23 protein-coding genes are annotated in these 26,423 nt (G+C 70.0%); 18 read left to right on the forward strand and 5 right to left on the reverse strand.

What is annotated here, in order from left to right; all coding sequences use genetic code 11:
• Window positions 1–74 precede the first annotated feature (74 nt).
• The gene (locus DK254_RS23190; RefSeq protein WP_109935655.1) at window positions 75–1,115 is read right to left on the reverse strand and encodes a DUF2066 domain-containing protein; all 1,041 of its coding nucleotides are present in this window, start codon (window positions 1,113–1,115) and stop codon (window positions 75–77) included.
• 214 nt (window positions 1,116–1,329) lie between these two features.
• Here DK254_RS23190 and purM point away from each other — a divergent pair, with 214 nt between their 5' ends.
• From purM to DK254_RS23205, 3 genes are read left to right on the forward strand one after another with little or no spacing between them, the layout of a single operon-like run.
• Window positions 1,330–2,391: a phosphoribosylformylglycinamidine cyclo-ligase gene (purM, locus tag DK254_RS23195; RefSeq protein WP_109935656.1), complete on the forward strand. Its 1,062-nt coding sequence runs from the start codon at window positions 1,330–1,332 to the stop codon at window positions 2,389–2,391.
• A complete protein-coding gene (gene purN, locus DK254_RS23200) occupies window positions 2,391–3,041 on the forward strand; it encodes a phosphoribosylglycinamide formyltransferase (RefSeq protein ID WP_109935657.1) in 651 nt (216 codons plus the stop codon). The genes purM and purN overlap by 1 nt, the downstream gene beginning before the upstream one ends.
• Before the next feature lie 10 nt (window positions 3,042–3,051).
• A complete protein-coding gene (locus DK254_RS23205) occupies window positions 3,052–3,768 on the forward strand; it encodes a DUF3108 domain-containing protein (protein WP_109935658.1) in 717 nt (238 codons plus the stop codon).
• Window positions 3,769–3,825: 57 nt separating this feature from the next.
• On the opposite strand, the gene DK254_RS23210 is transcribed toward DK254_RS23205, so the two are convergent.
• The gene (locus tag DK254_RS23210; protein WP_109935659.1) at window positions 3,826–4,365 is read right to left on the reverse strand and encodes a DUF2058 domain-containing protein; all 540 of its coding nucleotides are present in this window, start codon (window positions 4,363–4,365) and stop codon (window positions 3,826–3,828) included.
• Window positions 4,366–4,529: 164 nt separating this feature from the next.
• On the opposite strand from DK254_RS23210, the gene DK254_RS23215 reads away from it, so the two are divergent.
• Window positions 4,530–5,462 (forward strand): aspartyl/asparaginyl beta-hydroxylase domain-containing protein, encoded by a 933-nt coding sequence (locus DK254_RS23215; RefSeq protein WP_109935660.1) that lies wholly within the window; start codon window positions 4,530–4,532, stop codon window positions 5,460–5,462.
• Window positions 5,463–5,825: 363 nt separating this feature from the next.
• On the opposite strand, the gene DK254_RS23220 is transcribed toward DK254_RS23215, so the two are convergent.
• Together DK254_RS23220 and DK254_RS23225 are read right to left on the reverse strand one after the other, a co-directional pair.
• Window positions 5,826–6,878 (reverse strand): Gfo/Idh/MocA family protein, encoded by a 1,053-nt coding sequence (locus DK254_RS23220; protein ID WP_109935661.1) that lies wholly within the window; start codon window positions 6,876–6,878, stop codon window positions 5,826–5,828.
• Window positions 6,879–7,077: 199 nt separating this feature from the next.
• A complete protein-coding gene (locus DK254_RS23225; protein WP_109935662.1) occupies window positions 7,078–7,854 on the reverse strand; it encodes an IclR family transcriptional regulator in 777 nt (258 codons plus the stop codon).
• A gap of 395 nt (window positions 7,855–8,249) precedes the next feature.
• Here DK254_RS23225 and DK254_RS23230 point away from each other — a divergent pair, with 395 nt between their 5' ends.
• Complete coding sequence (locus DK254_RS23230) at window positions 8,250–9,506, forward strand: OprD family porin (protein ID WP_109935663.1); 1,257 nt, start codon at window positions 8,250–8,252, stop codon at window positions 9,504–9,506.
• 349 nt (window positions 9,507–9,855) lie between these two features.
• On the opposite strand, the gene DK254_RS23235 is transcribed toward DK254_RS23230, so the two are convergent.
• Window positions 9,856–11,061, reverse strand: a complete 1,206-nt coding sequence (locus DK254_RS23235) for a LysR family transcriptional regulator (RefSeq protein WP_109935664.1) — start codon at window positions 11,059–11,061, stop codon at window positions 9,856–9,858.
• 156 nt (window positions 11,062–11,217) lie between these two features.
• On the opposite strand from DK254_RS23235, the gene galB reads away from it, so the two are divergent.
• The 13 genes from galB to DK254_RS23305 all read left to right on the forward strand — a co-directional run bounded on the left by galB (window position 11,218) and on the right by DK254_RS23305 (window position 26,388).
• Window positions 11,218–11,952, forward strand: coding sequence for a 4-oxalmesaconate hydratase (galB, locus tag DK254_RS23240; RefSeq protein ID WP_109935665.1), 735 nt, complete (start codon window positions 11,218–11,220; stop codon window positions 11,950–11,952).
• Window positions 11,949–12,671 (forward strand): 4-carboxy-4-hydroxy-2-oxoadipate aldolase/oxaloacetate decarboxylase, encoded by a 723-nt coding sequence (locus tag DK254_RS23245; protein ID WP_109935666.1) that lies wholly within the window; start codon window positions 11,949–11,951, stop codon window positions 12,669–12,671. Before galB ends, DK254_RS23245 begins: the two co-directional genes overlap by 4 nt.
• Window positions 12,668–13,747, forward strand: coding sequence for a 4-oxalomesaconate tautomerase (locus tag DK254_RS23250; RefSeq protein WP_109935667.1), 1,080 nt, complete (start codon window positions 12,668–12,670; stop codon window positions 13,745–13,747). The genes DK254_RS23245 and DK254_RS23250 overlap by 4 nt, the downstream gene beginning before the upstream one ends.
• 165 nt (window positions 13,748–13,912) lie before the next feature.
• Entirely contained in the window at window positions 13,913–14,845 is a 933-nt protein-coding gene (locus DK254_RS23255; protein WP_109935668.1) for an ABC transporter substrate-binding protein, read from the forward strand.
• Window positions 14,845–15,855: an iron ABC transporter permease gene (locus DK254_RS23260; protein WP_177412089.1), complete on the forward strand. Its 1,011-nt coding sequence runs from the start codon at window positions 14,845–14,847 to the stop codon at window positions 15,853–15,855. Before DK254_RS23255 ends, DK254_RS23260 begins: the two co-directional genes overlap by 1 nt.
• Entirely contained in the window at window positions 15,852–16,895 is a 1,044-nt protein-coding gene (locus tag DK254_RS23265) for an iron chelate uptake ABC transporter family permease subunit (protein ID WP_109935669.1), read from the forward strand. The genes DK254_RS23260 and DK254_RS23265 overlap by 4 nt, the downstream gene beginning before the upstream one ends.
• Window positions 16,892–17,701, forward strand: a complete 810-nt coding sequence (locus tag DK254_RS23270; protein ID WP_109935670.1) for an ABC transporter ATP-binding protein — start codon at window positions 16,892–16,894, stop codon at window positions 17,699–17,701. Before DK254_RS23265 ends, DK254_RS23270 begins: the two co-directional genes overlap by 4 nt.
• A gap of 393 nt (window positions 17,702–18,094) precedes the next feature.
• Window positions 18,095–18,799, forward strand: coding sequence for a response regulator transcription factor (locus tag DK254_RS23280; protein WP_109935672.1), 705 nt, complete (start codon window positions 18,095–18,097; stop codon window positions 18,797–18,799).
• Entirely contained in the window at window positions 18,799–20,136 is a 1,338-nt protein-coding gene (locus tag DK254_RS23285; protein WP_109935673.1) for a sensor histidine kinase, read from the forward strand. Before DK254_RS23280 ends, DK254_RS23285 begins: the two co-directional genes overlap by 1 nt.
• An 83-nt stretch (window positions 20,137–20,219) precedes the next feature.
• On the forward strand, window positions 20,220–22,451 hold the full coding sequence (locus DK254_RS23290; protein WP_109935674.1) for a TonB-dependent siderophore receptor: 2,232 nt from the start codon (window positions 20,220–20,222) through the stop codon (window positions 22,449–22,451).
• A gap of 50 nt (window positions 22,452–22,501) precedes the next feature.
• On the forward strand, window positions 22,502–23,395 hold the full coding sequence (locus DK254_RS23295; RefSeq protein WP_109935675.1) for an alpha/beta hydrolase: 894 nt from the start codon (window positions 22,502–22,504) through the stop codon (window positions 23,393–23,395).
• A gap of 222 nt (window positions 23,396–23,617) precedes the next feature.
• Window positions 23,618–25,054 carry a TldD/PmbA family protein gene (locus tag DK254_RS23300; protein WP_109935676.1) on the forward strand — a complete coding sequence of 479 codons (1,437 nt, stop codon included), beginning with the start codon at window positions 23,618–23,620 and terminating at the stop codon, window positions 25,052–25,054.
• On the forward strand, window positions 25,054–26,388 hold the full coding sequence (locus DK254_RS23305) for a TldD/PmbA family protein (protein WP_109935677.1): 1,335 nt from the start codon (window positions 25,054–25,056) through the stop codon (window positions 26,386–26,388). Before DK254_RS23300 ends, DK254_RS23305 begins: the two co-directional genes overlap by 1 nt.
• Window positions 26,389–26,423: the final 35 nt, after the last annotated feature.

The following is a 26,423-nucleotide window of genomic DNA, read 5'->3' on the forward strand; positions in this document are numbered from 1 at the left end:
ATTTTGGCGCATCCGAAAAGGCGCCGGAGGCGCAGCATACTGCGAATCCGGCGCCAGGCCCACCCGCGGCGTCACTACCAGCGGAAACGCATGACGTTGCTCGGCGTCGCGGGCTGCGCCGGCAGCGGCTGGCCGTTGGCGTCGAGCGCCGGCTGGGCCGGCTCGGCCGGGGCCTCCTGCAGGTGCGCCAGGCCCAGTTGGGCGCGCAGCTGGTCGGGGCTGGCGTTGAGGCGGTATTGCAGGTTGTCGCCCTGGGCCAGCAGCAGCTTCGCGCCCATGGGGTCGAGCAGCTTCTGCAGTTGGGCATAGCGTTCGAGGTTGGCCCCCTGCACCTGCAGGGTCAGGGCGCTTGCCGCGCCCGGCGCGCCGACGAAACGCGGCGCCAGGCGCTGGCTGACCGCCAGCATCACGGCATCGGCCAGGGCGTCCGGGCTGTCGCCCTGGGCCTGGCCCTGCTCGCGGGAGTCGCCCAGCCACAGGCGCCATTGGGCCTGCCACTTGCCGCCGTCTTCCTTGGCGTCGACCGCCAGCAGGCCGTCGGCGGAATAGCGCTCGGAGGCGGCACGCAGCGCATCGGGCTGCGCCGCGGTGATGTTCTGCGCGGTGCCCACGCCCTGCTCGGAGAGGTCGGCCATCGGCAGCAGCAGCGGCAGGCCACGGCGCTGGGCGGCGCGGTTGAGCGGCGCGGCGCCCTCCTGGCTGTCGCCCACCAGGCTGCTGCCGGCGGCGCTTTCGTTCAGCCACCAGGCCAGCAGGCTCGGGCGGTTGGCGCCCCAGACCGGCAGGCCGGCCTGGCGCAGGGCGTTGTTCACCGAGGTGGGGTCGAAGTCCACCACCAGGGCCAGCGGCGGGCCGTTCTCGTAGCCGTACTGGCTGATCAGTTGCTGCGGGTCCTTGAAGTAGCCGGCCAGCGCACCGCTCTGGATGGCGCGGGGGTCGCCGGTCAGGCGCAGCACCAGGGTCTGCAGCGCGCGGGACAGGCCGGCGCTGCGCTCGTCCGGCTGCTGCGAGGCCACCGGCTCGTGCACCTGGTAGAGGTCGCCCGGCGCGGCGGCGAAGGACGGCAGGGCGAGCAACGACAGGCAGAGGATCAACAGGCGGGCGGTAAGTCGCATGACAGGCTCTCGACGAACGGAAAAGGAAGGGAACGGCACCTGGCAAGCCCCTCCGGAAGGCCTATACCTTAAACAGCCCTCCGGTCAGCGGCAACAGCGCGAGATGGCCGCTGCCGGGCAAGCCTGATAAAATCCCGCGCCTCCCGCGAGGTCGCCGCGAATCCTTCGCGCCGCGGCCGGCAGACGAATCACTCCTATCTACAGGCCTGGATACATGAGCAGCAAGCAACCCTCGTTGAGCTACAAGGACGCCGGTGTGGACATCGACGCCGGCGAAGCCCTCGTCGAACGCATCAAAGGCGTCGCCAAGCGCACCGCGCGTCCTGAAGTCATGGGCGGCCTGGGCGGCTTCGGCGCGCTCTGCGAAATCCCGGCCGGCTACAAGCAGCCGGTGCTGGTGTCCGGCACCGACGGCGTCGGCACCAAGCTGCGCCTGGCGCTGAACCTGAACAAGCACGACAGCATCGGCCAGGACCTGGTCGCCATGTGCGTCAACGACCTGGTGGTCTGCGGCGCCGAGCCGCTGTTCTTCCTCGACTACTACGCCACCGGCAAGCTCAACGTCGACGTCGCCGCCACCGTGGTGACCGGCATCGGCGCCGGTTGCGAGCTGGCCGGCTGCTCCCTGGTGGGTGGCGAAACCGCCGAGATGCCCGGCATGTACGAGGGCGAGGACTACGACCTGGCCGGCTTCTGCGTCGGCGTGGTGGAGAAGGCCGAGATCATCGACGGCTCGAAAGTGGTCGCCGGCGACGCCCTGATCGCCCTGCCCTCCTCCGGCCCGCACTCCAACGGCTACTCGCTGATCCGCAAGATCATCGAGGTCGCCGGCGCCGACATCGAGGCCACCCAACTGGGCGGCAAGCCCCTGGCCGACCTGCTGATGGCGCCGACGCGCATCTACGTCAAGCCGCTGCTGCAACTGATCAAGCAGACCGGCGCGGTCAAGGCCATGGCCCACATCACCGGCGGCGGCCTGCTGGACAACATCCCGCGGGTACTGCCGGACAACGCCCAGGCGGTCATCGACGTGGCCAGCTGGCAGCGCCCGGCGGTGTTCGACTGGCTGCAGGAGAAAGGCAACGTCGACGAGCACGAGATGCACCGCGTGCTGAACTGCGGCGTGGGCATGGTCATCTGCGTCGCCCAGGACCAGGTCGAGGCCGCCCTGGCTTCCCTGCGCGCCGCCGGCGAGCAGCCCTGGGTCATCGGCCGCATCGACGCCTGCGCAGCGGACGCCGAACGCGTGGTGCTGAACAACCTGAAAGGCCACTGATGTCCCGTCCTTGCAATGTCGTGGTGCTGATTTCCGGCTCCGGCAGCAACCTGCAAGCACTGATCGACAGCCTGGCCGACGGCGCCACGCCGGCAACCATCCGCGCGGTGATTTCCAACCGCGCGGATGCCTACGGCCTGCAGCGCGCCGCCGCCGCCGGCATCGCCACCGAGGTCCTGGACCACAAGGGCTTCGCCGACCGCGAAGCCTTCGACGCCGAGCTGATCCGCCGCATCGACGCCTACGCCCCGGACCTGCTGGTCCTGGCCGGCTTCATGCGCATCCTCAGCCCGGCCTTCGTGCGCCATTACCACGGCCGCCTGCTGAACATCCATCCCTCGCTGCTGCCCAAGTACAAGGGCCTGCACACCCACCAGCGCGCGCTGCAGGCCGGTGACGCCGAGCACGGCTGCTCGGTGCACTTCGTCACCGAGGAACTCGACGGCGGCCCTCTGGTCGTACAGGCGGCAATCCCGGTAGAGTCGCAAGACACGCCGGAGACGCTCGCCGCGCGGGTGCACGTGCAGGAGCACCTGATCTACCCGCTGGCCATGCGCTGGTTCGCCGAAGGCCGTTTGCGCCTGGGCGAGCGAGGCGCCATGCTGGATGGCCAGGCGCTGCCGGCCACCGGCTACCCGTTCCGAACCTAGGAGATTCGCGATGCGTAGAGTCCTGCTGTTCCTGATGGCCCTGCTGACGTTGCCGGCCCATGCCGCCTCGTTCCAGATCAAGCCGTTCGAGGCCAGCTACACCGCGGACTGGAAACAGATGCCGCTGAGCGGGACCGCTTCCCGCAGCCTCAAACAAGGCGACGGGGGCAGCTGGGAACTCGACTTCCAGGCCTCCATGCTGCTCGCCAGCCTGAAGGAGAACAGTTCCTTCAAGATCGAGGGCGACACCTACCTGCCGCAGACCTACCACTGGGCCCGCGAGGGCCTGGGCAAGAACAAGTCCACCGACCTGCAGTTCAACTGGGCGCAGAAACAGGTCACCGGCAGCGACCGCGGCGACACCGTGCGCCTGCCGCTGAACCGCGGCCAGCTCGACAAGTCCACCTACCAGCTGGTGCTGCAGCATGACGTCGCCGTCGGCAAGAAGAGCATGAGCTACCAGGTGATCGAGGGTACCGACACCGATACCTACGACTTCCGCGTGCTCGGCGAGGAGAAGGTCGCCACCCAGGCCGGCCAGATCGACGCCATCAAGGTCGAGCGCGTGCGCGACCCGACCAAGAGCAACCGCAAGACCGTCCTCTGGTTCGCCAAGGACTGGGACTACCTGCTCGTGCGCCTGTACCAGCAGGAGACCGACGGCAAGGAGTACCAGATCATGCTCAAGGACGGCACCGTCGACGGCAAGCCGGTCAAGGGCTCGTAAGCGCCGCCGCAACGAAAAAAGCCGGGCATCCGCCCGGCTTTTTCGTTTCTGCCCGTGTCACCACATGAGGTCGTCGGGCACCACGTAGTCCTTGTACGGATCGTCCTCGTCCGGCTCGCCGCTGGGCTCGTTGAGCAGCACCACGCGGCGCTCGTCGCGCTCCTGGATGCGCAGTGCGGCGTCGCGCGGGACTATCTCGTAGCGCCCGTCGTAGCTGACGATGGCCAGGCTGCCGCGGCTGAGCTTGTCGCGGATCAGGGCGTTCACCGCGATGCGCTTGACCTTCTTGGCGTCGACGAAGTTGTAGTAGTCGTCGCCCTCCATCTTGGGCAGGCGGGTGCCTTCGATCAGTTGCTTGATCTGCGCAACACGGGCCTTCTTCTCGGCCTTCTCCTGCTGCTGGCGGTTCAGCTCCTGGTCACGGGCCAGCTTCTCGGCCTGGGCCTGCAGCGCGACCTGGCGCTGGCTATCGTCCTTCTCGGCCTGGCCCTTGTGCTCCAGGCGCTGCTGTTTCTGCTTCTGCTTGCTGGCCTGCTTGGCCTGCTTTTCGTTGACCAGCCCGGCTTTCAGCAGCTGGTCACGCAATGACATGCTCATTGGCTAACGACTCTCCGACAGCCCGCGAACTTTGACGCAGGACAATTCTGACGTGGCGGAAAATTCAGCGGCGACGCGCGCTGAGGGTATAATCCTCGGGCCTGTGCCGGCATTGCGCAAGTGGCCGGCCGTATTTCAGTCAAACAGGGCGGACTCGCCACCCCATGATCAAGCTCCTCGTCCTCGCGATCCTCGCCATCTTCCTCGTCGCCATCCTCTACGTGCACCTGCGCGGCAAGGTACGCCTGCCGTTCCTGCGCCAGGTGGTCAACCACTCGGCCTGGTTCGCCCCGTACAACTCGCTGATGTACCTGAATTCCAGCGTACCCTCCAGGCCGTACCTGGACCGCGAGCGCTTCCCGGAACTCGACAAGCTGCGCGACAACTGGCAGATGATCCGCGAGGAAGCCGAGCAACTGTTCGACGAGGGCTACATCCGCGACGCCCTGAACAACAACGAGGCGGGCTTCGGTTCCTTCTTCAAGAAGGGCTGGACGCGTTTCTACCTGACCTGGTACGACGGCCCCCTGCCCTCCGCGCAGCGCCTGTGCCCGAAGACCGTGGAGCTGGTCAGCAGCATCCCCAACGTCAAGGGCGCGATGTTCACCCGCCTGCCGCCGAACAGCCACCTGAACAAGCACCGCGACCCCTACGCCGGCTCCCTGCGCTACCACCTGGGCCTGGCCACGCCGAACTCGGACGCCTGCCGCATCTTCGTCGACGGCCAGCCCTACGCCTGGCGCGACGGCGAGGACGTGATGTTCGACGAAACCTTCGTGCACTGGGTGAAGAACGAGACCGACGAATCGCGCCTGATCCTCTTCTGCGACGTCGAGCGCCCGCTCAGGTCGCCACTGCTGACGCGCATCAACCGCCGCGTCAGCGCCTTCCTCGGCCGCGCCACCGCGCCGCAGAACGTCGACGGCGAGCGCGTCGGCGGGATCAACCAGGCCTACTCGGTGCTGATCCGCCTGGGCAACGCCGTGGGCGCCCAGGTGAAGAAATTCAAGCGCCGCTATCCCAAGGCCTACCGCATCGGCCGGCCGATCCTGGCCGTGGTGCTGCTGGTGCTGCTGTTGCGCTGGATGTTCGGCTGAACCGCCCCGAGCCCGGCGTTCCAGCCAACGGCGGATAACCGCGAACGGTTATTCGCCCTACGTTCCAGGACAGTCCGCGTAGGGCGCATAACGCCTACGGCGTTATCCGCCGAATCGCGGACAGAGTCCGCTCCTACAGGAAGCACGGGCGCAGGAGCAACTGTCTTCTGGGCTCCCTCGTTCGCGGGAGTGACTGGATCGAAATTCGCGTCTCCCATCTCGCCCCATTGTAGGAGCGGGCCCTGCCCGCGAATCGCGCGCAGGGCGCGCTCCTACAGGTGGGACAGCGGTGGCGTGGTAGGACTTTGTCCGCGATCCGCGTCAGCACCTTCGGTTATCGCGGACAAAGCTGCACGGTCTCATTCAACCAACCCGCACCGGTGCACACGCCCGGCCGCTGGCAGCGGCCTCGCGAATGGCCTCGATCAGCGCCAGGGTACGGCCACCGTCCAGGGCGTCGGTCAATGGCGGCTCCTCGCCGCGGACCACCCGCACGAAGTGTTCCAGCTGGCGGCGCAGCGCCTCGCCCGGGGTGAAGGGCTCGCTGCTGCGCAGCAACGGCTGGTGCCAGCCGGCGCCCGACTGCGCGTAGTGCCAGCGCTGCAGTTGCGGAATGCTCAGCGCGCCCTCGGTGCCGGCCAGCAGGTAGCAGGGCTGGTCGACCTGGCGCGGGTAAATGGGGCTCTCGCCGGAGTCCAGCTCCCAGCTCCAGGGCGCGGCCACGCCGTCGGAACCGGTCAGGCTGCCGAGGGCGCCGTTCTCGAACTGCAGCAGGATGGCCGCGCTGTCCTCGTTGACCAGGCCGCGCACCGAGTTGCCGGTGAAAGCCTGCACCTGCACCACCTCGCCGCACAGGTAGCGCAGCAGGTCGAGGTCGTGGATCAGGTTGGTGAGCAGAAAGCCGGCTCCCGGCTCGCGGCGCCAGGGCACCTCGAAGTAGCTGTCGGGTTTCTGCAGCTGCCACAGCGCGGTGACGTTGACCAGGCGCCCCAGGGCCCCGGCGGCGAGGATTTCCCGCGCCTTGCCGATCAGCGGGTTGTGCCGGCGGTGGTGGCCGACCAGCACCGGCACGCCGCTGCCCCGGCTCACCTCGACCAGCTCGCGCACCTCGTCCAGGTGCACGCCCACCGGCTTCTCCAGCAGCACCGGCACGCCGGCGGCCAGGCAGTCCAGGGCGGTGGCCACGTGCAGGTTGTTGGGGTTGGCGATGATCGCCGCCTGCGGCTGCGCCTCTTCCAGCATGCGCCGGTGGTCGGCGTAGTACGGCACGCCACACTCGGCGGCGAACCCGGCCGCGCCGGGGCCCGGGTCGGCCACCGCGCAGAGTTGCAGGGCGGGGACATGAAGCAGGTGCTGGTGATGCTGGCGGCCCATGATGCCGGCGCCGATCAGGGCAATGCGCAAGGGAGCGGTCACGCGGGATTCCTCTTCTGCTTGTTGTGCTGGGGCCCGGTACGCGGGGCTCCATGGAATGGCATGAGTGAATTTAGAACTCGGTTCCAATTTTACTCAAGTGCAGCACGACAGGCAGCGGGCGATTATCGACCGCCGTTGCGTCCGGGCAGGCGCGAGCGGCCCTCCTCCGCGGGGGAGGAAGGCCAGGCAGCAAGGGGAATCAGGCGAAGAGGTCGGAGGCCTGGCTCGCCGCAGACAGCTCGGCAGCGGCGGCCAGCAGCAGCGGCGCCAGTTCGTGCAGGCGCGCCTCCGGCAGGCGCGCGCTGGGCCCGGCGATGCTCAGCACGCCGATCACCCGGCGGTCCACCGGGCTGTGCACCACGGCGGCCAGGGCCGAGGTGCCGAGCGCCGAGGTCTGCTCGACCCAGGCATAGCCGCGCTCGCGGGCGCGGCGCAGGTAACCGAGCAACTCATCCTCGCTGCGCGGCGCGCGCGGGCCGAACTGCGCGGGGTCGCCCACGCCCTGGCGGCGCACCAGCTCCAGGGCCTGCGCGTCGTCCAGGCTGGCCAGCCAGGCGTGCCCGGAGGCGGTGTAGAACAGCGGCGCGTCGCGGCCCATGTCCGGGTCGTAGCGCAGGCCCGAGCGGGCGCCCTGGGACTTGGCGATCCAGGTCTGGCGGCTGCCGTCGATCACCCCCAGGCGCACCAGTTCGCCGCTGTCCTGGGCCAGGCGGTCGAGGATCGGCTGGACGATGTCGGCGCCGCTGCAGGACAGGTAGCGGAAGCCCAGCGCCACCAGCTTGGTGGACAGCTGGTAGCGGGCGTTCTCCGGGTTCTGCCGCACGTAGCCCAGGCGGATCAGCTCGGCGAGCATGCGGTGGGTGGCGCTCTTGGGTATCTCCAGGCGCTCGGCCAGGGTCTGCATCGGCAGGCCACGGGGCTCGCTGGTGAGGCTTTCGAGAAGGCTGAAGGCGCGTTCGATCTGGCTACCGGCCATGGGTGTCGTCCACTACGAGGATCGGCGGATTCTAATGAGATCGACCGGGCCGGGGAACCGCCGGGGGCGGCTTGCAGGGCGCGCCTAAATGTTCGAACCGGTTAATTAATGTTCGATATTCGCACAGGAAGCGTTTTCACCGATTGTCCACCGCCCGCCGCCCTTCCACTATCGAGGCGTACCGACCTCCGGCAGCGCCCGCTGCCCTCGGACGCGAAAGCACACCAACAATTACAAGAAGGTCCAGAGCAATGTCGCACTTGCACGCCGCCCATCCCTCTCTCGCACCGCCGTCGCCAGGCCAGGTCGCCGCCTAACGCCGCGCCGTCGTTTCCGGCGCCACAGCCGGCGCCAGACAAGCCTCTCCCCACAACAATGACTCCAGAGAGATCGTCATGGGCTACCCCTGCATCCGTCGTTTTCCCCGCTACCTGCCCGCCGCCCTGGCCCTGGCCGGTACCACCCTCCCCGCCTTCGCCGACGGCTTCCTCGAGGACGCCAAGTCGAGCCTGACGCTGCGCAACTTCTACATGAACCGCAACTACGTCGGCGACACCGCCCAGGGCAAGGCCGAGGAGTGGACGCAGAACTTCATCCTCGACTTCAAGTCCGGCTTCACCCAGGGCACCGTCGGCCTCGGCATGGACGTGCTCGGCCTGTACAGCGTCAAGCTGGACGGCGGCAAGGGCACCGCCGGTACCCAGCTGCTGCCGGTACACGACGACGGCCGCCCGGCCGACGACTTCGGCCGCCTGGCAGTGGCCGGCAAGGCGCGGCTGTCGAAGACCGAGCTGAAAGTGGGTGAATGGGCCCCAGCACTGCCGATCCTGCGCTCCGACGACGGTCGCTCGCTGACCCAGACCTTCCAGGGCGCCCAGCTCACCTCCAAGGAAATCGCCGGCCTGACGCTGTACGGCGGCCAGTTCCGCCAGAACAGCCCACGCAACGACGCCAGCATGGAAGACATGAGCTTGTTCAACCGCACGGCCTACACCTCCGACCGCTTCGACTTCGCCGGCGGCGAATACCGCTTCAATGGCGACCGTACCCTCGTCGGCCTGTGGAACGCCGAGCTGAAGGACATCTACCAGCAGCAGTACCTGCAGGTGCAGCACTTCCAGCCGCTGGGCGACTGGGTGCTGGGCGCCAACCTCGGCTACTTCCGGGGCAAGGAGGACGGCAGCGCCAAGGCCGGCGACCTGGACAACCGCACGGCGTCGGGAATGTTCTCGGCGAAGGTCGGCGGCAACACCTTCTACCTGGGCCTGCAGAAGGTCATGGGCGACGACGAGTGGTTCCGCGTCAACGGCGCCAGCGGCGGCACCCTGGCCAACGACGCCTTCGGCTCCAGCTTCGAGAGCGCGAAGGAGCGCTCCTGGCAGTTGCGCCACGACTTCGACTTCGCGGCCCTCGGCATACCCGGCCTGACCCTGATGAACCGCTACATCCACGGCGACAACGTGCGCAACAGCAGTACCGACGACGGCACCGAGTGGGCCCGCGAAAGCGAGCTGGCCTACACCGTGCAGTCGGGGCCGCTGAAGACGCTGAACGTCAAATGGCGCAATTCCAACATGCGCCGCGACTGGGGCCGGACCAACAGCTTCGACGAGAACCGGTTGATCGTCAGTTATCCGTTGAATCTGTTGTAAGGACGTAGGGCGTACAACCGTTCGCGGTTGTACGCCGATACACCCGGCCCCATGCCCAACTTCACGGGCGGGAACGGAGCGCCTCGAACAGGCGCTTCGAGGTCGAATCCGAGACGCGCCGGGGATCACGGTCAAACGGCGGATAACCGCGAACGGTTATCCGCCCTACGCCACGCCCACCCTGTGATGTAGGGCGTACAACCGTTCGCGGTTGTACGCCGATACATCCGACCCCATGCCCGACTTCACGGGCGGGAACGGAGCGCCTCGAACAGGCGCTTCGAGATCGAATCCGAGACGCGCCGGGGATCACGGTCAAACGGCGGATAACCGCGAACGGTTATCCGCCCTACGCCACGCCCTCCCCTGTCGCCTGGATCACCTCGCGGATGCTCTGCATCAATGCCGCCGACACCGGCGAATGCAGGCAACCGCTGCGGTAGGTCAGGCCGATGGCGCGGGTAGTCTGTGGCAAGGGCACCGGCAGCCGGCACAGCTCGCCCGAGGCGATCTCGTGTTCCAGCTGGTGCGCCGACACCGCCGCGAGCATGTCCGAGCGCAGCAGCAAACCACGAATGGTCGCCAGGTCGCCGCTTTCCACCACCGGCCAGGGCGCGGCCATGCCCGAGGCGGCGAAGCAGGCGTCCAGCAGGCCACGGGCCGGGGAGCCGGCGCGCGGCAATACCCAGCGCGCCTGCTGCAGTTCGGCCAGTAGCACCGGGCGCTGCAGCAGCGGATGGCTATGGCGCGCCAGCAATACCATTTCCTCGGTGAGCAGCGCCTCGCCGGCCAGGTCGCTGGCGTAGTCCGCCGAGCGCAGGGCGCCGAAGACGAAGTCCAGGTCGCCGGCGCGCAGCTCGGTGGCCAGCAGGTCGAACGGGCTTTCGTTGGTGATCACCCGCACCCCGGGGTGTTCGGCGGTAAGACGGACGATGGCCTCGGGCAGGATGCGCGTGCGCCCCAGCGGCAGCGCGCCGACGTGCACCACGCCCTGCAGGCTGCCGCGCATGGCACTGAGGTCGGTCTCGATATGGCGCAGCTCGTTGAGCGCGCGGCGGACCGGGAACAGGATCTCGTGGCTCGCCCGCGTCGGCTGCAGGCCGCGCGGGGTGCGCTCGAACAGCGGCCGGCCGCAGCCGCCCTCGAGCACCTTGAGCGCCGAGCTGACCGCCGGCTGGCTGAGGCCGAAATGGCTGGCCACGGTCTGCATGTGGCGCGTCTCGCAGAGCTTGACGAAGACCTCCAGGCGCCGCCCCTGGAACAGGTACAGCGGCTCCACCGGCGCCGCGCCGAGCAGCCGCGGCACGCTCTCCAGCTCGGCCAGCACGCGGCGTGCGCGGGGCAGCACGCAGTCGCCGTAATCGGTCAGGCGCATGCCGTTGGCGTGGCGCTCGAACAGCGGCGCGTCGAGCCGAGTCTCCAGTTCGGAAATGGCGCGGGTGACCACCGACTGCGCGCGGAACAGCGCCTCCGAGGCCCGCGACACGCTGCCCAGGTCCGCCACGCGGACAAAGGCGCGGACCTGCATCAGGTTCGGCAGCTCGACGTCGCTCATTTCCTCTCCCGGCTCGCAGCCTTACTCCGGCGGGACTATGCCCAGCCACCCCGGCAAGCGCAATAAGTAAAAGGCATACCTCCCACAACTGAACGCATTAGTCGCTGCCGACCCTCGGTGACATCCTCGACACATTCCCAACCGGAGCCCACCCACATGAACGCAGCACAAAAATCCGCCCTGGTGGTCAGCGCCCATTCCGCCGATTTCGTCTGGCGCGCCGGTGGCGCCATCGCCCTGCACACCGAGCAGGGCTACGCCGTGCACATCGTCTGCCTGTCCTTCGGCGAGCGCGGCGAATCCGCCAAGCTGTGGCGCAAAGGCGAGATGACCGAAGCGAAGGTCAAGGCCGCGCGCCGCGAGGAAGCCCTGGCCGCCGCCGAGATCCTCGGCGCCAGCGTGGAGTTCTTCGACATCGGCGACTACCCCATGCGCGCCGACAAGGACACCCTGTTCCGCCTGGCCGACGTGTTCCGCCGCGTGCAGCCGGAATTCGTCCTCAGCCACTCGCTGAAGGACCCGTACAACTACGACCACCCGCTGGCCATGAACCTCGCCCAGGAAGCACGCATCATCGCCCAGGCCGAGGGCTACAGGCCCGGCGAGAAGATCGTCGGCGCCCCGCCCGTGTACGCCTTCGAGCCGCACCAGCCGGAACAGTGCGAATGGCGCCCGGACACCTTCCTCGACATTACCGGCGTGTGGGACAGGAAGTACGCCGCCATCCAGTGCATGGCCGGCCAGGAACACCTGTGGGAGTACTACACCCGCGTCGCCCTGCAGCGCGGCGTGCAGGCCAAGCGCAACGTCGGCATCACCAGCGCGCGCAACATCGTCTATGCCGAGGGCTTCCAGAGCGTCTTCCCGCGCGTGACGGAGAACCTGGCATGAGCGCGCTGATCGGCAAGACCGGCATCGTGGTGCGCAACATCCCCCGCGCCGCGCAGGAGGTGATCGACGAACTCGGCCGCCTGGGCGTGGCCACCGTGCACGAGGCCCAGGGCCGCAAGGGCCTGCTGGACGCCGACATCCGCCCGATCCAGCAGGGCGTGGCAGTGGCCGGCAGCGCGGTGACCGTGCTGGTGGCCCCTGGCGACAACTGGATGTTCCACGTAGCCGTCGAGCAGTGCCGCCCAGGCGACCTCCTGGTGGTCGCGCCCAGCTCGCCCTGCGGCAACGGCTACTTCGGCGACCTCCTCGCCACCTCGCTCAAGGCCCGCGGCGTGCGCGCCCTGGTCATCGACGCAGGCATCCGCGATAGCCACACCCTGCGCGGGATGGGCTTCCCGGTGTGGTCGAAGGCCATCAGCGCCCAGGGCACGGTGAAGGAAGTGCTCGGCTCGGTGAACCTGCCGCTGCTGTGCGCCGGGCAACTGGTGAACGCCGGCGATATCGTCATCGCCGACGACGACGGCGCGGTGGTGGTGCGCCACGACGAAGCCGGACAGGTGCTGGAGGCCGCGCGCAAGCGCGCCGACCTGGAGGAGCAGAAGCGCCTGCGCCTGGCCGCCGGCGAGCTCGGCCTGGACATCTACGAGATGCGCCCGCGCCTGGCCGCCAAGGGCCTGCGCTACGTCGACAGCCTCGACGAACTGGAAGGCCGGCCATGAGCCAGACGCGCATCCCCTGCCTGCTGATGCGCGGCGGCACCTCCAAGGGCGCCTACTTCCTGGGCGCCGACCTGCCCGCCGAGCCGGCCCTGCGCGAACGCGTGCTGCTGGCGGTGATGGGCTCGCCGGACAAGCGCCAGATCGACGGCCTCGGCGGCGCCGACCCGCTGACCAGCAAGGTCGCCATCGTCCAGGCCTCGCGCCGGCCCGAGGCCGACGTCGACTACCTGTTCGCCCAGGTGCTGGTGGACGAAGCGCGGGTGGACTACGGGCAGAACTGCGGCAACATCCTCGCCGGCGTCGGCCCCTTCGCCATCGAGCGCGGCCTGGTGCCAGTGCGTGGTGCGGTCACGCCGGTGCGCATCTTCATGGAGAACACCGGGCAGCTCGCCGTGGCGCACGTCCCCACGCCCCATGGCGAGGTGGAATACGCCGGCGACACGCGCATCGACGGCGTGCCCGGCAGCGCCGCGCCGCTGGTGGTGGAGTTCGCCGACGTGGCCGGCTCCAGCTGCGGCGCCCTGCTGCCCACCGGCAACGCCCGCGACCGCTTCGACGGCATCGAGGTCACCTGCATCGACAACGGCATGCCGGTGGTGCTGCTGCGCGCCGCGGACCTGGACCGCAGCGGCTGCGAGAGCCGCGAGGAACTGGATGCCGACGCCGAGCTGAAGGCGCGCCTGGAGTCCATCCGCCTGCAGGCCGGCCCGCGCATGAACCTGGGCGACGTCAGCCAGCGCAACGTGCCGAAGATGTGCCTGGTCTCGGCGCCGCGCCACGGCGGGGCGATCGACACCCGCTCGTTCATCCCGCACCGCTGCCACGCCTCCATCGGCGTGTTCGGCGCGGTGAGCGTGGCCAGCGCCTGCCTGGTGCCGGGCTCGGTGGCGCAGGACCTGGCCCGTGGCGGCGACGGCGAGGTGCGGCGCCTGTCGGTGGAACACCCCAGCGGCGAGTTCAGCGTGGAAATCCGCCTGCGCGACGGGCGCATCGCCGGCTGCGGCCTGGTGCGCACCGCGCGGCTGCTGTTCGACGGCCAGGTGTGCATTCCCCGCGCCCTGTGGTCGCCCCGCTGAGGCTGCGGCCCCCGCGCGGCGCCCTGCCGCGCGGGTTCGCCGGCGTTGACCCAGGTCATCGCAGTTGTAAACAAACAGTAAATGCGAGTGATTAAGACTCGCTTTTGTCGTATCTATGGGCATTTCCCAACCGCCCGCCGTACCCGGCGCAACAGGAAAACCTCCATGCAAGCCCGAGCCCTGCCCCTCCCCCGCCGCCTGCTGGCCTGCGCGGCTGCCGCCATGACCAGCGCCTTCCTGCTCCTGCAACCCGCCGGCGCCAGCGCCACCACCCTGGACACCGCCTTCGGCCCGGTGCAGGTCAAGGACCACCCGCAGCGCGTGGTGGCCCTGGGCGAGAATACTCTCGACGCCGCCCTGGCCCTGGGCGTGCAGCCCCTGGGCGCCCTGGCCAGCCGCGGCGGCAGCGACATCCCCGAGTACCTCAAGGCCAAGGCCGGCAAGCTGCCGCTGGTGGGCACGGTGCGCGAGGTCAACCTGGAAGCGGTGCTCAAGCTGCGCCCGGACCTGATCCTCGCCAGCCCCGGCCTGACCCGCGAGCAATACGCCAAGCTCAGCCTGATGGCGCCCACCGTGGTGCCCGGGGGCGGCGCCCTGGACGACTGGCGCGCGGCCTTCCGCACCTACGCCGCGGCCCTGGACAAGCGCGCCGAGGGCGAACGGCGCCTGGCCGAGCTCGACCAGCGCATCGCCGCGCTGCGCCCGCGCCTGCCGGCCGGCGTCAGCCTGAGCGTGGTGCGCTGGAACCCGCAGGGGCCGATCATGATGTCCAGCCACCTGTTCGCCGGCCAGCTACTCGACCAACTGGGCCTGCGCCCCAACCCGCTGGCGGCCGAGCAGACCAGGCGCCCGCACACCGACATCCTCAGCCTGGAGAACCTGTCCAGGGCCGATGCCGACTGGATCTTCCTCGCCACCCTCAACCCCGACGGCGCGAAAGCCCTGGCCGAAGCCCGCCAGCAGCCCGCCTTCACCCGCCTGAAGGCGGTGCAGGCCGGGCACCTGGCCAGCGTCGACGGGCAGATCTGGAGCAGCAGCTCCGGCTACCTGGCCGCCCAGCAGGTGTTGGATGACGTGGAGAAGGCGCTGGCCAACTGATGCTGCCCGCGCGCCTGTCCCAGCCGCTGGCCCTCGGGCTGGCGGCTCTGCTGCTGTCGCTGTTGTGCCTGGCCAGCCTGCTGCTGGGCGCCGGCGACGCCGGTCCCTGGGCCAGCCTGCAGGCGCTGTTCGGCGGCGCCGACGAGGACACCCGCTTCGTGGTCGGCGTGCTGCGCCTGGCGCGCACCGAGCTGGCCCTGCTGGTGGGCGTGGCCCTGGGCGCCGCCGGCCTGCTGCTGCAGGCGGTGACGCGCAACCCGCTGGCCGAGCCCGGCCTGCTGGGGGTCAGCGCCGGCTCGGCCTTCGCCGTGACCCTGGCGATCAACCTCGGCGCCACCGCCGCCGGCCTGAACCTGGCGGTGGCCATGGTCGGCGCCCTGGGTGGCTGCCTGCTGGTGCTGGCGGTGTCGCGCCTGCGCGGGGTGGGCGACGACCCGGTGCGCCTGGTGCTGGCCGGGGTGGCCTTCTCCGGCCTGCTCACGGCACTGAGCAGCCTGGTGCTGCTGTGGGACCAGCGCACCGCCGACGAAGTGCGTTTCTGGGTGGTCGGCAGCCTCGCCGGGCGCCCGCTGGACACCTTGCATTGGAGCCTGCCAGGGCTGCTGCTCGGCCTGCTGGTGGCGCTGCCGCTGATCCGCCCGCTGGCCGCCCTGGCCCTGGGCGAGCGCGTCGCCAGCGGCCTCGGCCACCACCCGCAGCGGGTGCGCCTGGCCGCCCTGCTGGCGGTGGCGCTGCTGGTGGGCACAGCCAACGCCGCCGCCGGGCCCATCGCCTTCCTCGGCCTGATCGTGCCCTACATCGCCCGCCGCCTGGTGGGCAGCGACATCCGCCGCGGCTTCGCCCTGTGCCTGCTGCTGGGCCCCTGCGTGCTGCTGCTGGCGGACATACTGGCGCGCCTGCTGGTACGCCCCTACGAGATGCCGGTGGGGGTGGTCACCGCCTTCGTCGGCGCGCCCATCCTCATCGCCGTGGTGCGCTCGCACCGCCTGCCGACGCTGCAACGCCAATGAACGCCTCCTCCACTCCCCAGGGTTATGGCCTGCTGCGCCTGGGCCGGCTGTCGCTGCTCTGGCACCGCCGCAGCCTGGCGCTCGGCCTGGCGCTGCTGGTGCTGCTGGGCGCCGCCTTCGTGTTCTGCCTGAGCGGCGACGGCCTCGGCGCCGGCCAGGCCATCGCCGCCCTGCTCGGCCAGGGCGATGCCTTCCAGCAACTGCTGGTGCGCGAGCTGCGCCTGCCACGGCTGTGCGCCGGGGTGCTCAGCGGCGCCGCCCTGGGCGCCGCCGGCTGCCTGATGCAGACCCTGGCGCGCAACCGCCTGGCCACCCCCGGCATGGTCGGCCTGGACAACGGCGCCACCGCCTTCGCCGTGGCCTCCATCGTCGCGGTACCGACCAGCCTGGCGCCCTCGGCCCTGGCCCTGACCGGCGCCGCCACCGCCGCGGCGCTGACCTTCCTGCTCGCCGCCGGGGCCGGCGCCCGCGGCTACCGCTTCATCGTCGTCGGCCTGGGCATCGGCGCGCTGTTCGGCGCCCTGACCAACCTGATGCTGGCCCGCGCCGACATAGACGCGGCCAACGCCGCCTACCCCTGGACCGTCGGCAGCCTCAACGCCCGCCCGCCGCTGGCCGTGTGGCTGCTGGCCGGCGGCCTGGCCCTGGGCCTGCCGGCGGCGCGCCTGCTCACCCGGCCGCTGACGGCGATGCGCTTCTCCGACAGCGTGGCCATCGGCCTGGGCGTGCGCCTGGGCGCCATGCGCATCGCCACCCTGGCGCTGAGCGTGGCCCTCACCGGCCTGGCCGTGGCGGTGGCCGGCCCGGTCGGCCTGGTGGCGCTGATCGCCCCCGAGGCGGCGCGCTACCTGGGCGGCCAGCACGGCGTGCCGGTGCTCAACGCAGCCCTGGCCGGCGCCCTGCTGACGCTGCTGGCCGACTGGCTGGGGCGCACCCTGCTGGCGCCCATCGAAATCCCCGTGGGCATCGTCATGGCGGTGATAGGCGCGCCCTACCTGCTGTGGATCATCCTGCGCCAACCTTCCGGGAGACAGCCATGAACCCGAACCCCATCGCCCCGCTGGAGGCCCGCGACCTGAGCATGGCCTACGGCAAGCGACCGATCATCCAGGGCCTGGACCTGCGCCTGCCGGCCGGCCGGGTGACCGCCATCGTCGGCCCCAACGGCTGCGGCAAGTCCACCCTGCTGGCGGGCCTGGCGCGCCTGCAGAAGCCCAGCGGCGGCGCCGTGCTGCTCGACGGCAAGGCCATCGCCAGCCTACCCTCGAAGGAGGTGGCGCGGCGCCTGGCGCTGTTGCCGCAGGACGCCAGCGCCCCGGACGGCCTCACCGTGGCCGAGCTGATCCGCTTCGGCCGCCAGCCGCACCAGGGCCTGTTCCAGCAATGGAGCACCGAGGACCAGAAGGTGGTGGACGCCGCCCTGGCCGCCGCCGACCTCGGCGAGCTGGCCGAGCGGCCGCTGGAATCCATGTCCGGCGGCCAGCGCCAGCGGGCCTGGATCGCCATGGCCATCGCCCAGGACACCCCGCTGCTGCTGCTCGACGAGCCCACCTCGGCGCTGGACCTGGGCCACCAGATCGAGGTCTTCGAACTGATCCGCCGCCTCGCCGGGACCGGCAAGACGGTGGTGATGGTGGTCCACGACCTGTCCAGCGCCTGCCGCTACGCCGACCACCTGGTGGCGATGAAGGGCGGCCGCGTGCTGGCCGAGGGCGCGCCGGCCGACGTGGTCAGCGCCGAGCTGGTGGAAGCCCTGTACGGCGTGCGCTGCACCCTGCTGAGCGATCCCTACAGCGGCACGCCGCTGATCGTTGGGGCCAGCCGGGTGCGAGCCTGCTCTTCGTAGGAGCGAGCTTGCTCGCGAATAGAGTTTGTCGGTGGCTGTGGTGTTGGGTTTAAGAGCGCCCTCTCCCCAGCCCTCTCCCTGAAGGGAGAGGGGGCTTGTCCGTGCCGAGAGGAGGAATGGCTTCAGTCGGAAACCAACGGTGCTGCCGGCTGACTCTAGAACACCCAGCTCTGCCCAACGGTCCCCTCTCCCTTCAGGGAGAGGGTTAGGGAGAGGGTGCTCTCAGTCTTGGTGCCGAAATCCCGGGAGGCCCCATTCGCGAGCAAGCTCGCGCCTACGAAAAGCACCATCCCATTCCCCCCAGCACTCAGATGCGACGAAATGCCAGCACCCAGCCATTGCCCCGCCCCCACCGCCAATGGGATCATTCGCAATTGCATCGAGTTCTCATCAATGGCCTATCCAGCGACACCCAAGCTGCTCCTGGTGGAAGACGACGCCCACCTGCGCCCGGCCCTGGAACGCCACTTCCAGGGCCGCGGCTTCGCCGTGCGCGCCTGCGAGACCGGCACCCAGGGCCTGGCCGCTCTGCGTGACGGCCGCTTCGACCTGGTGCTGCTGGACATCATGCTGCCCGGCGTCGACGGCCTCAGCCTGCTCGACGAACTGCGCCGCCGGCAGACCGTGCCGGTGATGCTGATGTCCGCCCTGGGCGCCGAGCAGGACCGCATCAGCGGCTTCACCCGCGGCGCCGACGACTACCTGCCCAAGCCCTTCAGCCTGGCCGAGCTGGATGCCCGCGTCGACGCCCTGCTGCGCCGCGTGGCCCTGGACCGGCGCCAGGCCGAGGCGCCCCAGGGCGACGCGCTGACCCTCGACGACGAAAGCCGCGACGTCATCCACCAGGGCCGCGCCGCCGGCCTCACCGGCTCCGAGTACCGCCTGCTGGCGACCCTGCGCGCGCACCCCGGCGAGGCGCTGAGCAAGGCCTTCCTCTACCAGAGCGTGCTGCACCGCGCCTACACCCGCCTGGACCGCGGCCTGGACGTGCACGTCTGCAACCTGCGCCGCAAGCTCGCCGCCATAGGCGCGCAGCACCTGCAGATCCAGGCGGTGCGCGGCCAGGGCTACGTGCTGGTGGAAACGGACAGCGCCTGATGCGCCGCCACCCGCTGCTGTGGAAGCTGGCCCTGCTGCAGGTGGGCTTCTGCCTGACGCTGACCTGGCTGATCTGGAACTGGGGCCTGTCGGTGGAGCGCAGCACCTACTTCCTCGACGAAGCCGACCGCCTGTACCTGGCGCGCTATGCCCTGCAGGCCGAAACGGCCTGGCGCCAGGGCGGCGCGGCCGGCGCCGAGGCTTTCCGCCGCCAGCTGGAGCGCGAGGAAGACACCTGGGCCGCGGTCATCGGCCCGCGCCTGGAAAGCCTCGGCAGCACCCCGCTGAGCGCCGAGGAGGCCAGCCACCTGACCTTCATGCGCAAGCTCGACTGGCCCATGAGCCGGCGCCTGCAGGACGAGCTGCCCTACGTCAGCATCGAATTCCCCGAACACCCCGAGGACGGCCGCCTGGTCATCCAGCTGCCCGAGCGCCTGCTGCCCAGCGGCCTGACGCCCTGGACCCACGTCATCACCCACGGCGTGGCGCCGACCCTGCTGGCCCTGCTGCTGGGCCTGGCCCTGTACCGCCACCTGGTGGTGCCGCTCAACCGCCTGCGCGACCGCGCCGACGCCCTGCGCGCCGACGACCTCGACAGCCCCGGCCTGCCGCTGCAGGAGCGCCGCGACGAACTGGGCGAGCTGGCCCAGGCCTTCGAGCACATGGCCGCGCGCCTGCGCCAGAGCCTGGCGCAGCAGCGCCTGCTGCTGCGCACCCTGTCCCACGAACTGCGCACGCCCCTGGCGCGGCTGCGCATCGCCCACGACGGCGACCTGCCGCCGGAGCAACTGCGCCAGCGCCTGGGCCGCGAGGTGGCCGACATGCAGCGGCTGCTGGAAGACACCCTGGACCTGGCCTGGATGGACACCGAGCGCCCGCAGCTGCCCACCGAGCCGGTGCTGGTGCTCTCGGTGTGGGAGGCGCTGCGCGAGGACGCCTGCTTCGAGAGCGGCTGGGAGCCGGCGCGCCTGCCCTGCCCGCTGGGCGCCGAATGCTGCGTGCAGGTGCACCTGGACAGCCTGGCCCAGGCCCTGGAGAACCTGCTGCGCAACGCCATCCGCCATTCGCCGGCGGGCGGCCGCGTCAGCCTCGACGGCTGGCGCGAGGGCGAATACTGGCACCTGTGCCTGCGCGACCAGGGCCCCGGCGTGGCCGAGGCGGACCTGGAGCGCATCTTCGAGCCCTACCAGCGCCTGGAGGGCAGCGGCGCGGGCTTCGGCCTGGGCCTGGCCATCGCCCGCCGCGCCATCGAGCTGCAGGGCGGCCGCCTGTGGGCCACCAACGCCCACCCCGGCCTGTGCCTGCACCTGCTGTTGCCGGCGGGCGAAAGTGTTTAGAAAGTTAATGCGCTTTACTCGCAATTGTGAGTAATTATCATCTTCGATCTCTCGCCTTCAGGCTGAACTTCCGGAGATCGAAGATGTCGTCCCGTGCCCAACCCCTAGTCCCCTTCCTGCTGCTGTCCAGCTGCCTGCTGGCCAGCGCCGTCCACGCCGCCAGCCAGGACGAGCAGCCCATCGAACTGGACAGCCAGACCGTGGTCGCCACCGCCCAGGAAGAGACCAAGCAGGCCCCGGGCGTGTCCGTCATCACCGCCGAGGACATCAAGAAGCGCCCGCCGGCCAACGACCTGTCGCAGATCATCCGCACCATGCCGGGGGTCAACCTGACCGGCAACTCCAGCAGCGGCCAGCGCGGCAACAACCGGCAGATCGACATCCGCGGCATGGGCCCGGAGAACACCCTGATCCTGGTCGACGGCAAGCCGGTCAGCAGCCGCAGCTCGGTGCGCTACGGCTGGCGCGGCGAGCGCGACACCCGCGGCGACACCAACTGGGTGCCGGCCGACCAGGTCGAGCGCATCGAGGTCATCCGCGGCCCGGCGGCGGCGCGCTACGGCTCCGGCGCCATGGGCGGGGTGGTGAACATCATCACCAAGCAGGCGGCCAAGGAAACCCACGGCAACCTCACCCTCTACCAGAACTTCCCGCAGCACGGCGACGAAGGCGCCACCAAGCGCATGAGCTTCGGCCTCAACGGCCCGCTCACCGACACCCTCAGCTACCGCGTGTACGGCGACGTGGCCAAGACCGACGCCGACGACTGGGACATCAACTCGGGCCACGAGTCGGCGCGCACCGGCAACCAGGCCGGCACCCTCCCCGCCGGCCGCGAAGGCGTGCGCAACAAGGACGTCAACGGCCAGCTGAGCTGGCGCCTGACGCCCGAGCAGACGCTGGAGCTGGAGGCCGGCTTCAGCCGCCAGGGCAACATCTACACCGGCGATACCCAGAACACCAACAGCAACGCCAACGTGAAGAGCATGCTCGGCCACGAGACCAACATCATGTACCGCGAGACGTACGCGATGACCCACCGTGGCGACTGGGACTTCGGCTCCTCCATGGCCTACCTGCAGTACGAGAAGACGCGCAACCGGCGCATCAACGAAGGCCTGGCCGGCGGCACCGAGGGTATCTTCAGCAACACCGACTTCTACACCTCGACCCTGCGCGACCTCACCGCCCACGGCGAGGTCAACCTGCCGCTGTACGCCTGGCGCAACCAGACCCTCACCCTGGGCAGCGAATGGACGCGCCAGGAGCTGGACGACCCCAGCGCCAACACCCAGACCACCAGCGAGGGCGGCTCCGTGCCCGGCCTGAGCGGCACCGGCCGCGACGGCAGCTCCTCGGCGGAGATCTTCTCGCTGTTCGCCGAAGACAACATCGAGATCATGCCCGGCACCATGCTCACCCCGGCGCTGCGCTTCGACCACCACGACATCGTCGGCGACAACTGGAGCCCGTCGCTGAACCTGTCCCACGCGCTGACCGACACCCTCACCCTGAAGGCCGGCATCGCACGCGCCTACAAGGCGCCGAACCTGTACCAGCTCAACCCCAACTACCTGCTCTACAGCCGCGGCCAGGGCTGCTACGGGCAGAGCACCAGCTGCTACCTGCAGGGCAACGCCGACCTCAAGGCCGAGACCAGCGTCAACAAGGAACTGGGCATCGAGTTCAAGGACAACGGCTGGGTCGCCGGGCTGACCTACTTCCGCAACGACTACAAGAACAAGATCGAGTCCGGCCTGAGCCCGATCGGCAGCGCCAGCGGCGGCACCGGCAGCTACGCCAACGCCTCCATCTACCAGTGGGAGAACGTGCCCAAGGCGCTGGTCGAGGGCCTGGAAGGCACCCTCACCGTGCCCCTGGCGCAGCAGCTGACCTGGACCAACAACTTCACCTACATGCTGCAGTCGAAGAACAAGGAAACCGGCGACGTGCTCTCGGTGATCCCGGACTACACGCTCAACTCCATGCTCGACTGGCAGGCCACCGACGACCTCTCGCTGCAGCTGAGCGTGGCCTGGTACGGCAAGCAGAAGCCGAAGAAGTACGACTACCAGGGCAACCGCGTGACCGGCAGCGCCAACGACGAGCTGTCGCCCTACGCGCTGACCGGCGCCAGCGGCACCTACAAGATCAGCAAGAACCTCAGCCTCACCGCCGGCGTCGACAACATCTTCGACAAGCGCCTATACCGCGCCGGCAACGCCCAGGGCGTGACCAACATCGCCGGTGCCGGCGCCGCCACCTACAACGAGCCCGGCCGCACCCTCTACACCAGCCTGACCGCGTCCTTCTGAGGACCACCCGGCCCCCGCTCCCGGCGGGGGCCGGCAGACGAGATCGCCTGATGAAAACCACCACCCTGCCCCTGGTCCTGGCGCTGGCACTGGCCGCGTCGAGCCAGGCGGCCCTGGCGCAACCGGCGCCGGACCAGAAGATGGACACCACCTTGCTGCAACGCCAGGACCTGGCCTACCGCTTCACCCGACTCGAACTCGACTCCGCCGACGGCCGGCGCCACTACCGCCTGTGGGTCGGCAAGCCCGAGCGCCCGGCCCCCGCCGCCGGCTACCCGGTGCTGTGGATGCTCGACGGCAACGCCGCCCTCGGCGCCCTCGACGCCGCCGGCCTGGCGAAGCTCGCCGACGGCCAGGCGCCGCTGCTGGTCGCGGTCGGCTACCAGACCGACCAGCGCATCGAGCGCAACGCCCGCACCTACGACTACACCCCGCCGCTGCCCGGCGAGGCAAAGCAGCTCGACCCGCTGACCGGCCAGCCCAGCGGCGGCGTCGATGCCTTCCTCGACCTGCTGCGCCAACGCATGCGCCCCATGGTCGCCGCCGTCGCCCCCATCGACGCCAGCCGGCAGACCCTCTGGGGCCACTCCTACGGCGGCCTGGCCGTGCTCCACGCGCTGTTCACCCGCCCCGGCGAATTCAGCGCCTACGCCGCCGCCAGCCCCTCGCTGTGGTGGCACGACGGCGCCATCGTCCGCGAAGCCGCGGGCCTGGAGCAGCGCCTGGGCGAAAGCCGCCCGCGCCTGCTGCTGATGCGCGGCGGCGACGAACCGGGCAACCCGCGCGGCCCGGTGAAAGGCGACGCCGAACGCCCGGCCCGCGAGCTGAGCGCCAACCTGGCGAAAGTGCCGGGCCTGCAGGTGCAGTACCAGCGCTTCGACGGCCTGGGGCACGGCCCCATGCTGCCGGCGTCGCTGCGCTACCTGATCGAGCACTACCCGTAGGGCGCATAACGCCTACGGCGTTATCCGCCGTTGCCCCGGCACCGGAGCGTACGGAAACGGGGGCTTCGGGTTCGGATCCGCAGCGGCCGGGGAACAAGGTCAAACGGCGGATAACCGCGAACGGTTATCCGCCCTACGCCCTGCCCTCCCCCTTTGCGTTGCTGGCAATCGGCAACCGGGCGGGAGCACAATCCGGGGTTCACCGTTCCAGGAAGCCTCCGGATGTCCGATAGCCTGCACGCGGCCTTGCGCCACTTCGTTTCCGCCCAGCGCCGCGACCCGGCGTTCCGCTCCCTGCGCCTGGTGCAGCGGCACAGCCTGGATTGCGGCGTGACCCGCGACCAGGTCGACCCGGTGCGGCACGGCCTCGACCAGGGGGCGATGCTCTGTGCCGAAGTCGACGGCGTGGAAGCCTTCGCCGCCACCAGCGACCTTGGCGAAAACGGCCTGCGCCAGGCCTTCGAACGTGCCCGCCAACTCGCCGCCGGCATCGCCGCCCGCGCCCTGCCGCGCCCGGCCCAGGCCGGCGCCGACCTCGGCCAGCAGCGGCGCAGCAGCCCGCATTTCGCAGCCCCGCTGCCGGACCTGGCGCAATGGCTGGACCTGCTGCGCGCGGAATGCGCCGCTGTGCCCCGTGACGAACGCATCGTCGACTGGAGCGCCAGGCTGGGCGTGGTGCGCGAACGCCAGCTGTACCTCGACCGCCACGGCAGCGACCTGCTGCACGAGACCCAGCGCCTCTACCCCTGGCTGTCGGTGACCGCCTTCGACGGCCAGCAGAGCCAGACACGTACCTTCGAAGTGGCCCGCCAGGGCGGTGCCGAGGTGATGTTGCACAGCGGCTTCGCCGGCGCCGCCGCGCGCGTCGCCGACGAGGCCCTGCAACTGCTGCTGGCGCCCAACACCCCGGAAGGCACCCGCGACCTGCTGCTGATGCCCGACCAGATGATCCTGCAGATCCACGAATCCATCGGCCACCCGCTGGAGCTGGACCGCATCCTCGGCGACGAACGCAACTACGCCGGCACCAGCTTCGTCACCGCGGACATGTTCGGCCACTACCAGTACGGCTCGCCGCTGCTCAACGTCAGCTTCGCCCCGGACGTGCCCGACGAACTGGCCAGCTACGCCTACGACGACGAAGGCACGCCCGCCGAGCGCCAGCTGCTGATCGCCGACGGCATCCTCCAGCGCCCCCTCGGCGGCGCCCTGTCCCAGGCCCGCAGCCAACTCGCCGGCGTCGCCAACAGCCGCGCCTGCAACTGGAACCGCGCGCCCATCGACCGCATGGCCAACCTCAACGTCGAGCCCGGCGACAAGAGCCTGGCGCAGCTGATCGGCGGCATCGAGAAAGGCATCCTCATGGCCACCAACCGCTCCTGGTCCATCGACGACGCGCGCAACAAGTTCCAGTTCGGCTGCGAATGGGGCCAGCTGATCGACAACGGCGAACTCGCCGGTGTGGTGCGCAACCCCAACTACCGCGGCATCTCCGCGCAGTTCTGGCGCAGCCTCGGCGCGGTGGGCGACGCCTCCACCTTCAGCGTGATGGGCACCGCCAACTGCGGCAAGGGCGAACCCAACCAGGCGATCACAGTCGGCCACGCCTCGCCGGCCTGCGTGTTCAAGGGCGTCACCGTGTTCGGAGGGCAGGCCTGATGCATCTGCGACTGTCCCCCGAACACCTGCGCGAACTCGCCGGCTGGCTGCAGGGCCGGCTGCGCGGCGGCGAGGAGTTCAGCCTGTGGCTCGCCGCCGAGGATTCCGACTTCGTGCGTTTCAACCACGCCCGGGTACGCCAGGCCACCCGCGTGCTGCAGATCGAGGCGCAGCTGCGGCTGATCCGCGGCGCCCGCCACGCCAGCCTGGAACTGAGCCTCACCGGCACCGCGGAACAGGACCGCCTGCGCCTGCAACAGGGCCTGGAGCAGTTGCGCGGCACCCTGGAGGCGATCCCGGAAGACCCCTACCTGCTGCTGGAGGACGAACCCTGGACCAGCGTCCAGGAAGCACCCGGCCGGTTGCCGGAAGTACGCGAGGTGATCGACCAGGTGGACGCCCAGGCGCGCGACCTGGACCTGGTCGGCATCTACGCCGGCGGCCCGCTGTACCGCGGCTTCGCCAACACCCGCGGCAGCTTCGGCTGGCAGACCAGCGGCAGCGCCAGCCTGGACTGGAGCCTGTTCGCCGACAACGGCGAGGCGGTGAAGACCACCTACGCCGCCCGCGACTGGGACGCCGCCGAACTCGGCCGGGCCTTCGCCCGCGCCCGCGAGCAGCTGGAGTACCTGCAACGCCCGCAGCGCACCCTGCAGCCGGGAGCCTACCGTGCCTACCTGGCGCCGGCGGCGCTGGAAGAGATCGTCTCGCTGCTGTGCTGGGGCGGCTTCTCCGCCCGCGAACTGGCCACCCGCCAGAGCCCGCTGCTGTCGCTGCACCTGGGCCATGCCAGCCTGTCGCCCCAGGTCAGGCTGGAGGAGGCGGCCAGCAGCGGCCTGGAACCGCTGTTCGACAACGACGGCTTCCTGCGCCGCGACCAGACGCTGATCGACGGCGGGCGCATGGTCGGGCAACTGGTCAGCCCGCGCTCGGCGAAGGAATTCGGCCTGCCCGCCTATGGCGCCGGCAGCCACGAGATGCCGCGGTCCCTGGTCATGGCCGGCGGCGACCTGCCCGAGGACGAAGTGCTGGCGCGCCTGGGCACCGGCCTGTACATCGGCAACCTCTGGTACCTGAACTACTCGGACCTGGCCGCCGCGCGCATCACCGGCATGACGCGCTTCGCCAGCTTCTGGGTGGAAGACGGCCGGATAGTCGCCCCCCTGGCCAGCATGCGCTTCGACACCAGCCTGTACAGCCTGCTCGGCGAACACCTGCAGGCCCTCACCCGCGAACGCTCGCTGCGCATCGACACCAACACCTACGGGCGGCGCAGCGCGGCCACCCAGTTGCTGCCGGGGGCGCTGGTGGAGGGGTTCACGCTGACGCTGTAGGGCGTACAACCGTTCGCGGTTGTACGCCGTTACAC

The organism is Pseudomonas sp. RW407 (assembly GCF_003176655.1).
Lineage (GTDB): Bacteria > Pseudomonadota > Gammaproteobacteria > Pseudomonadales > Pseudomonadaceae > Pseudomonas > Pseudomonas delhiensis.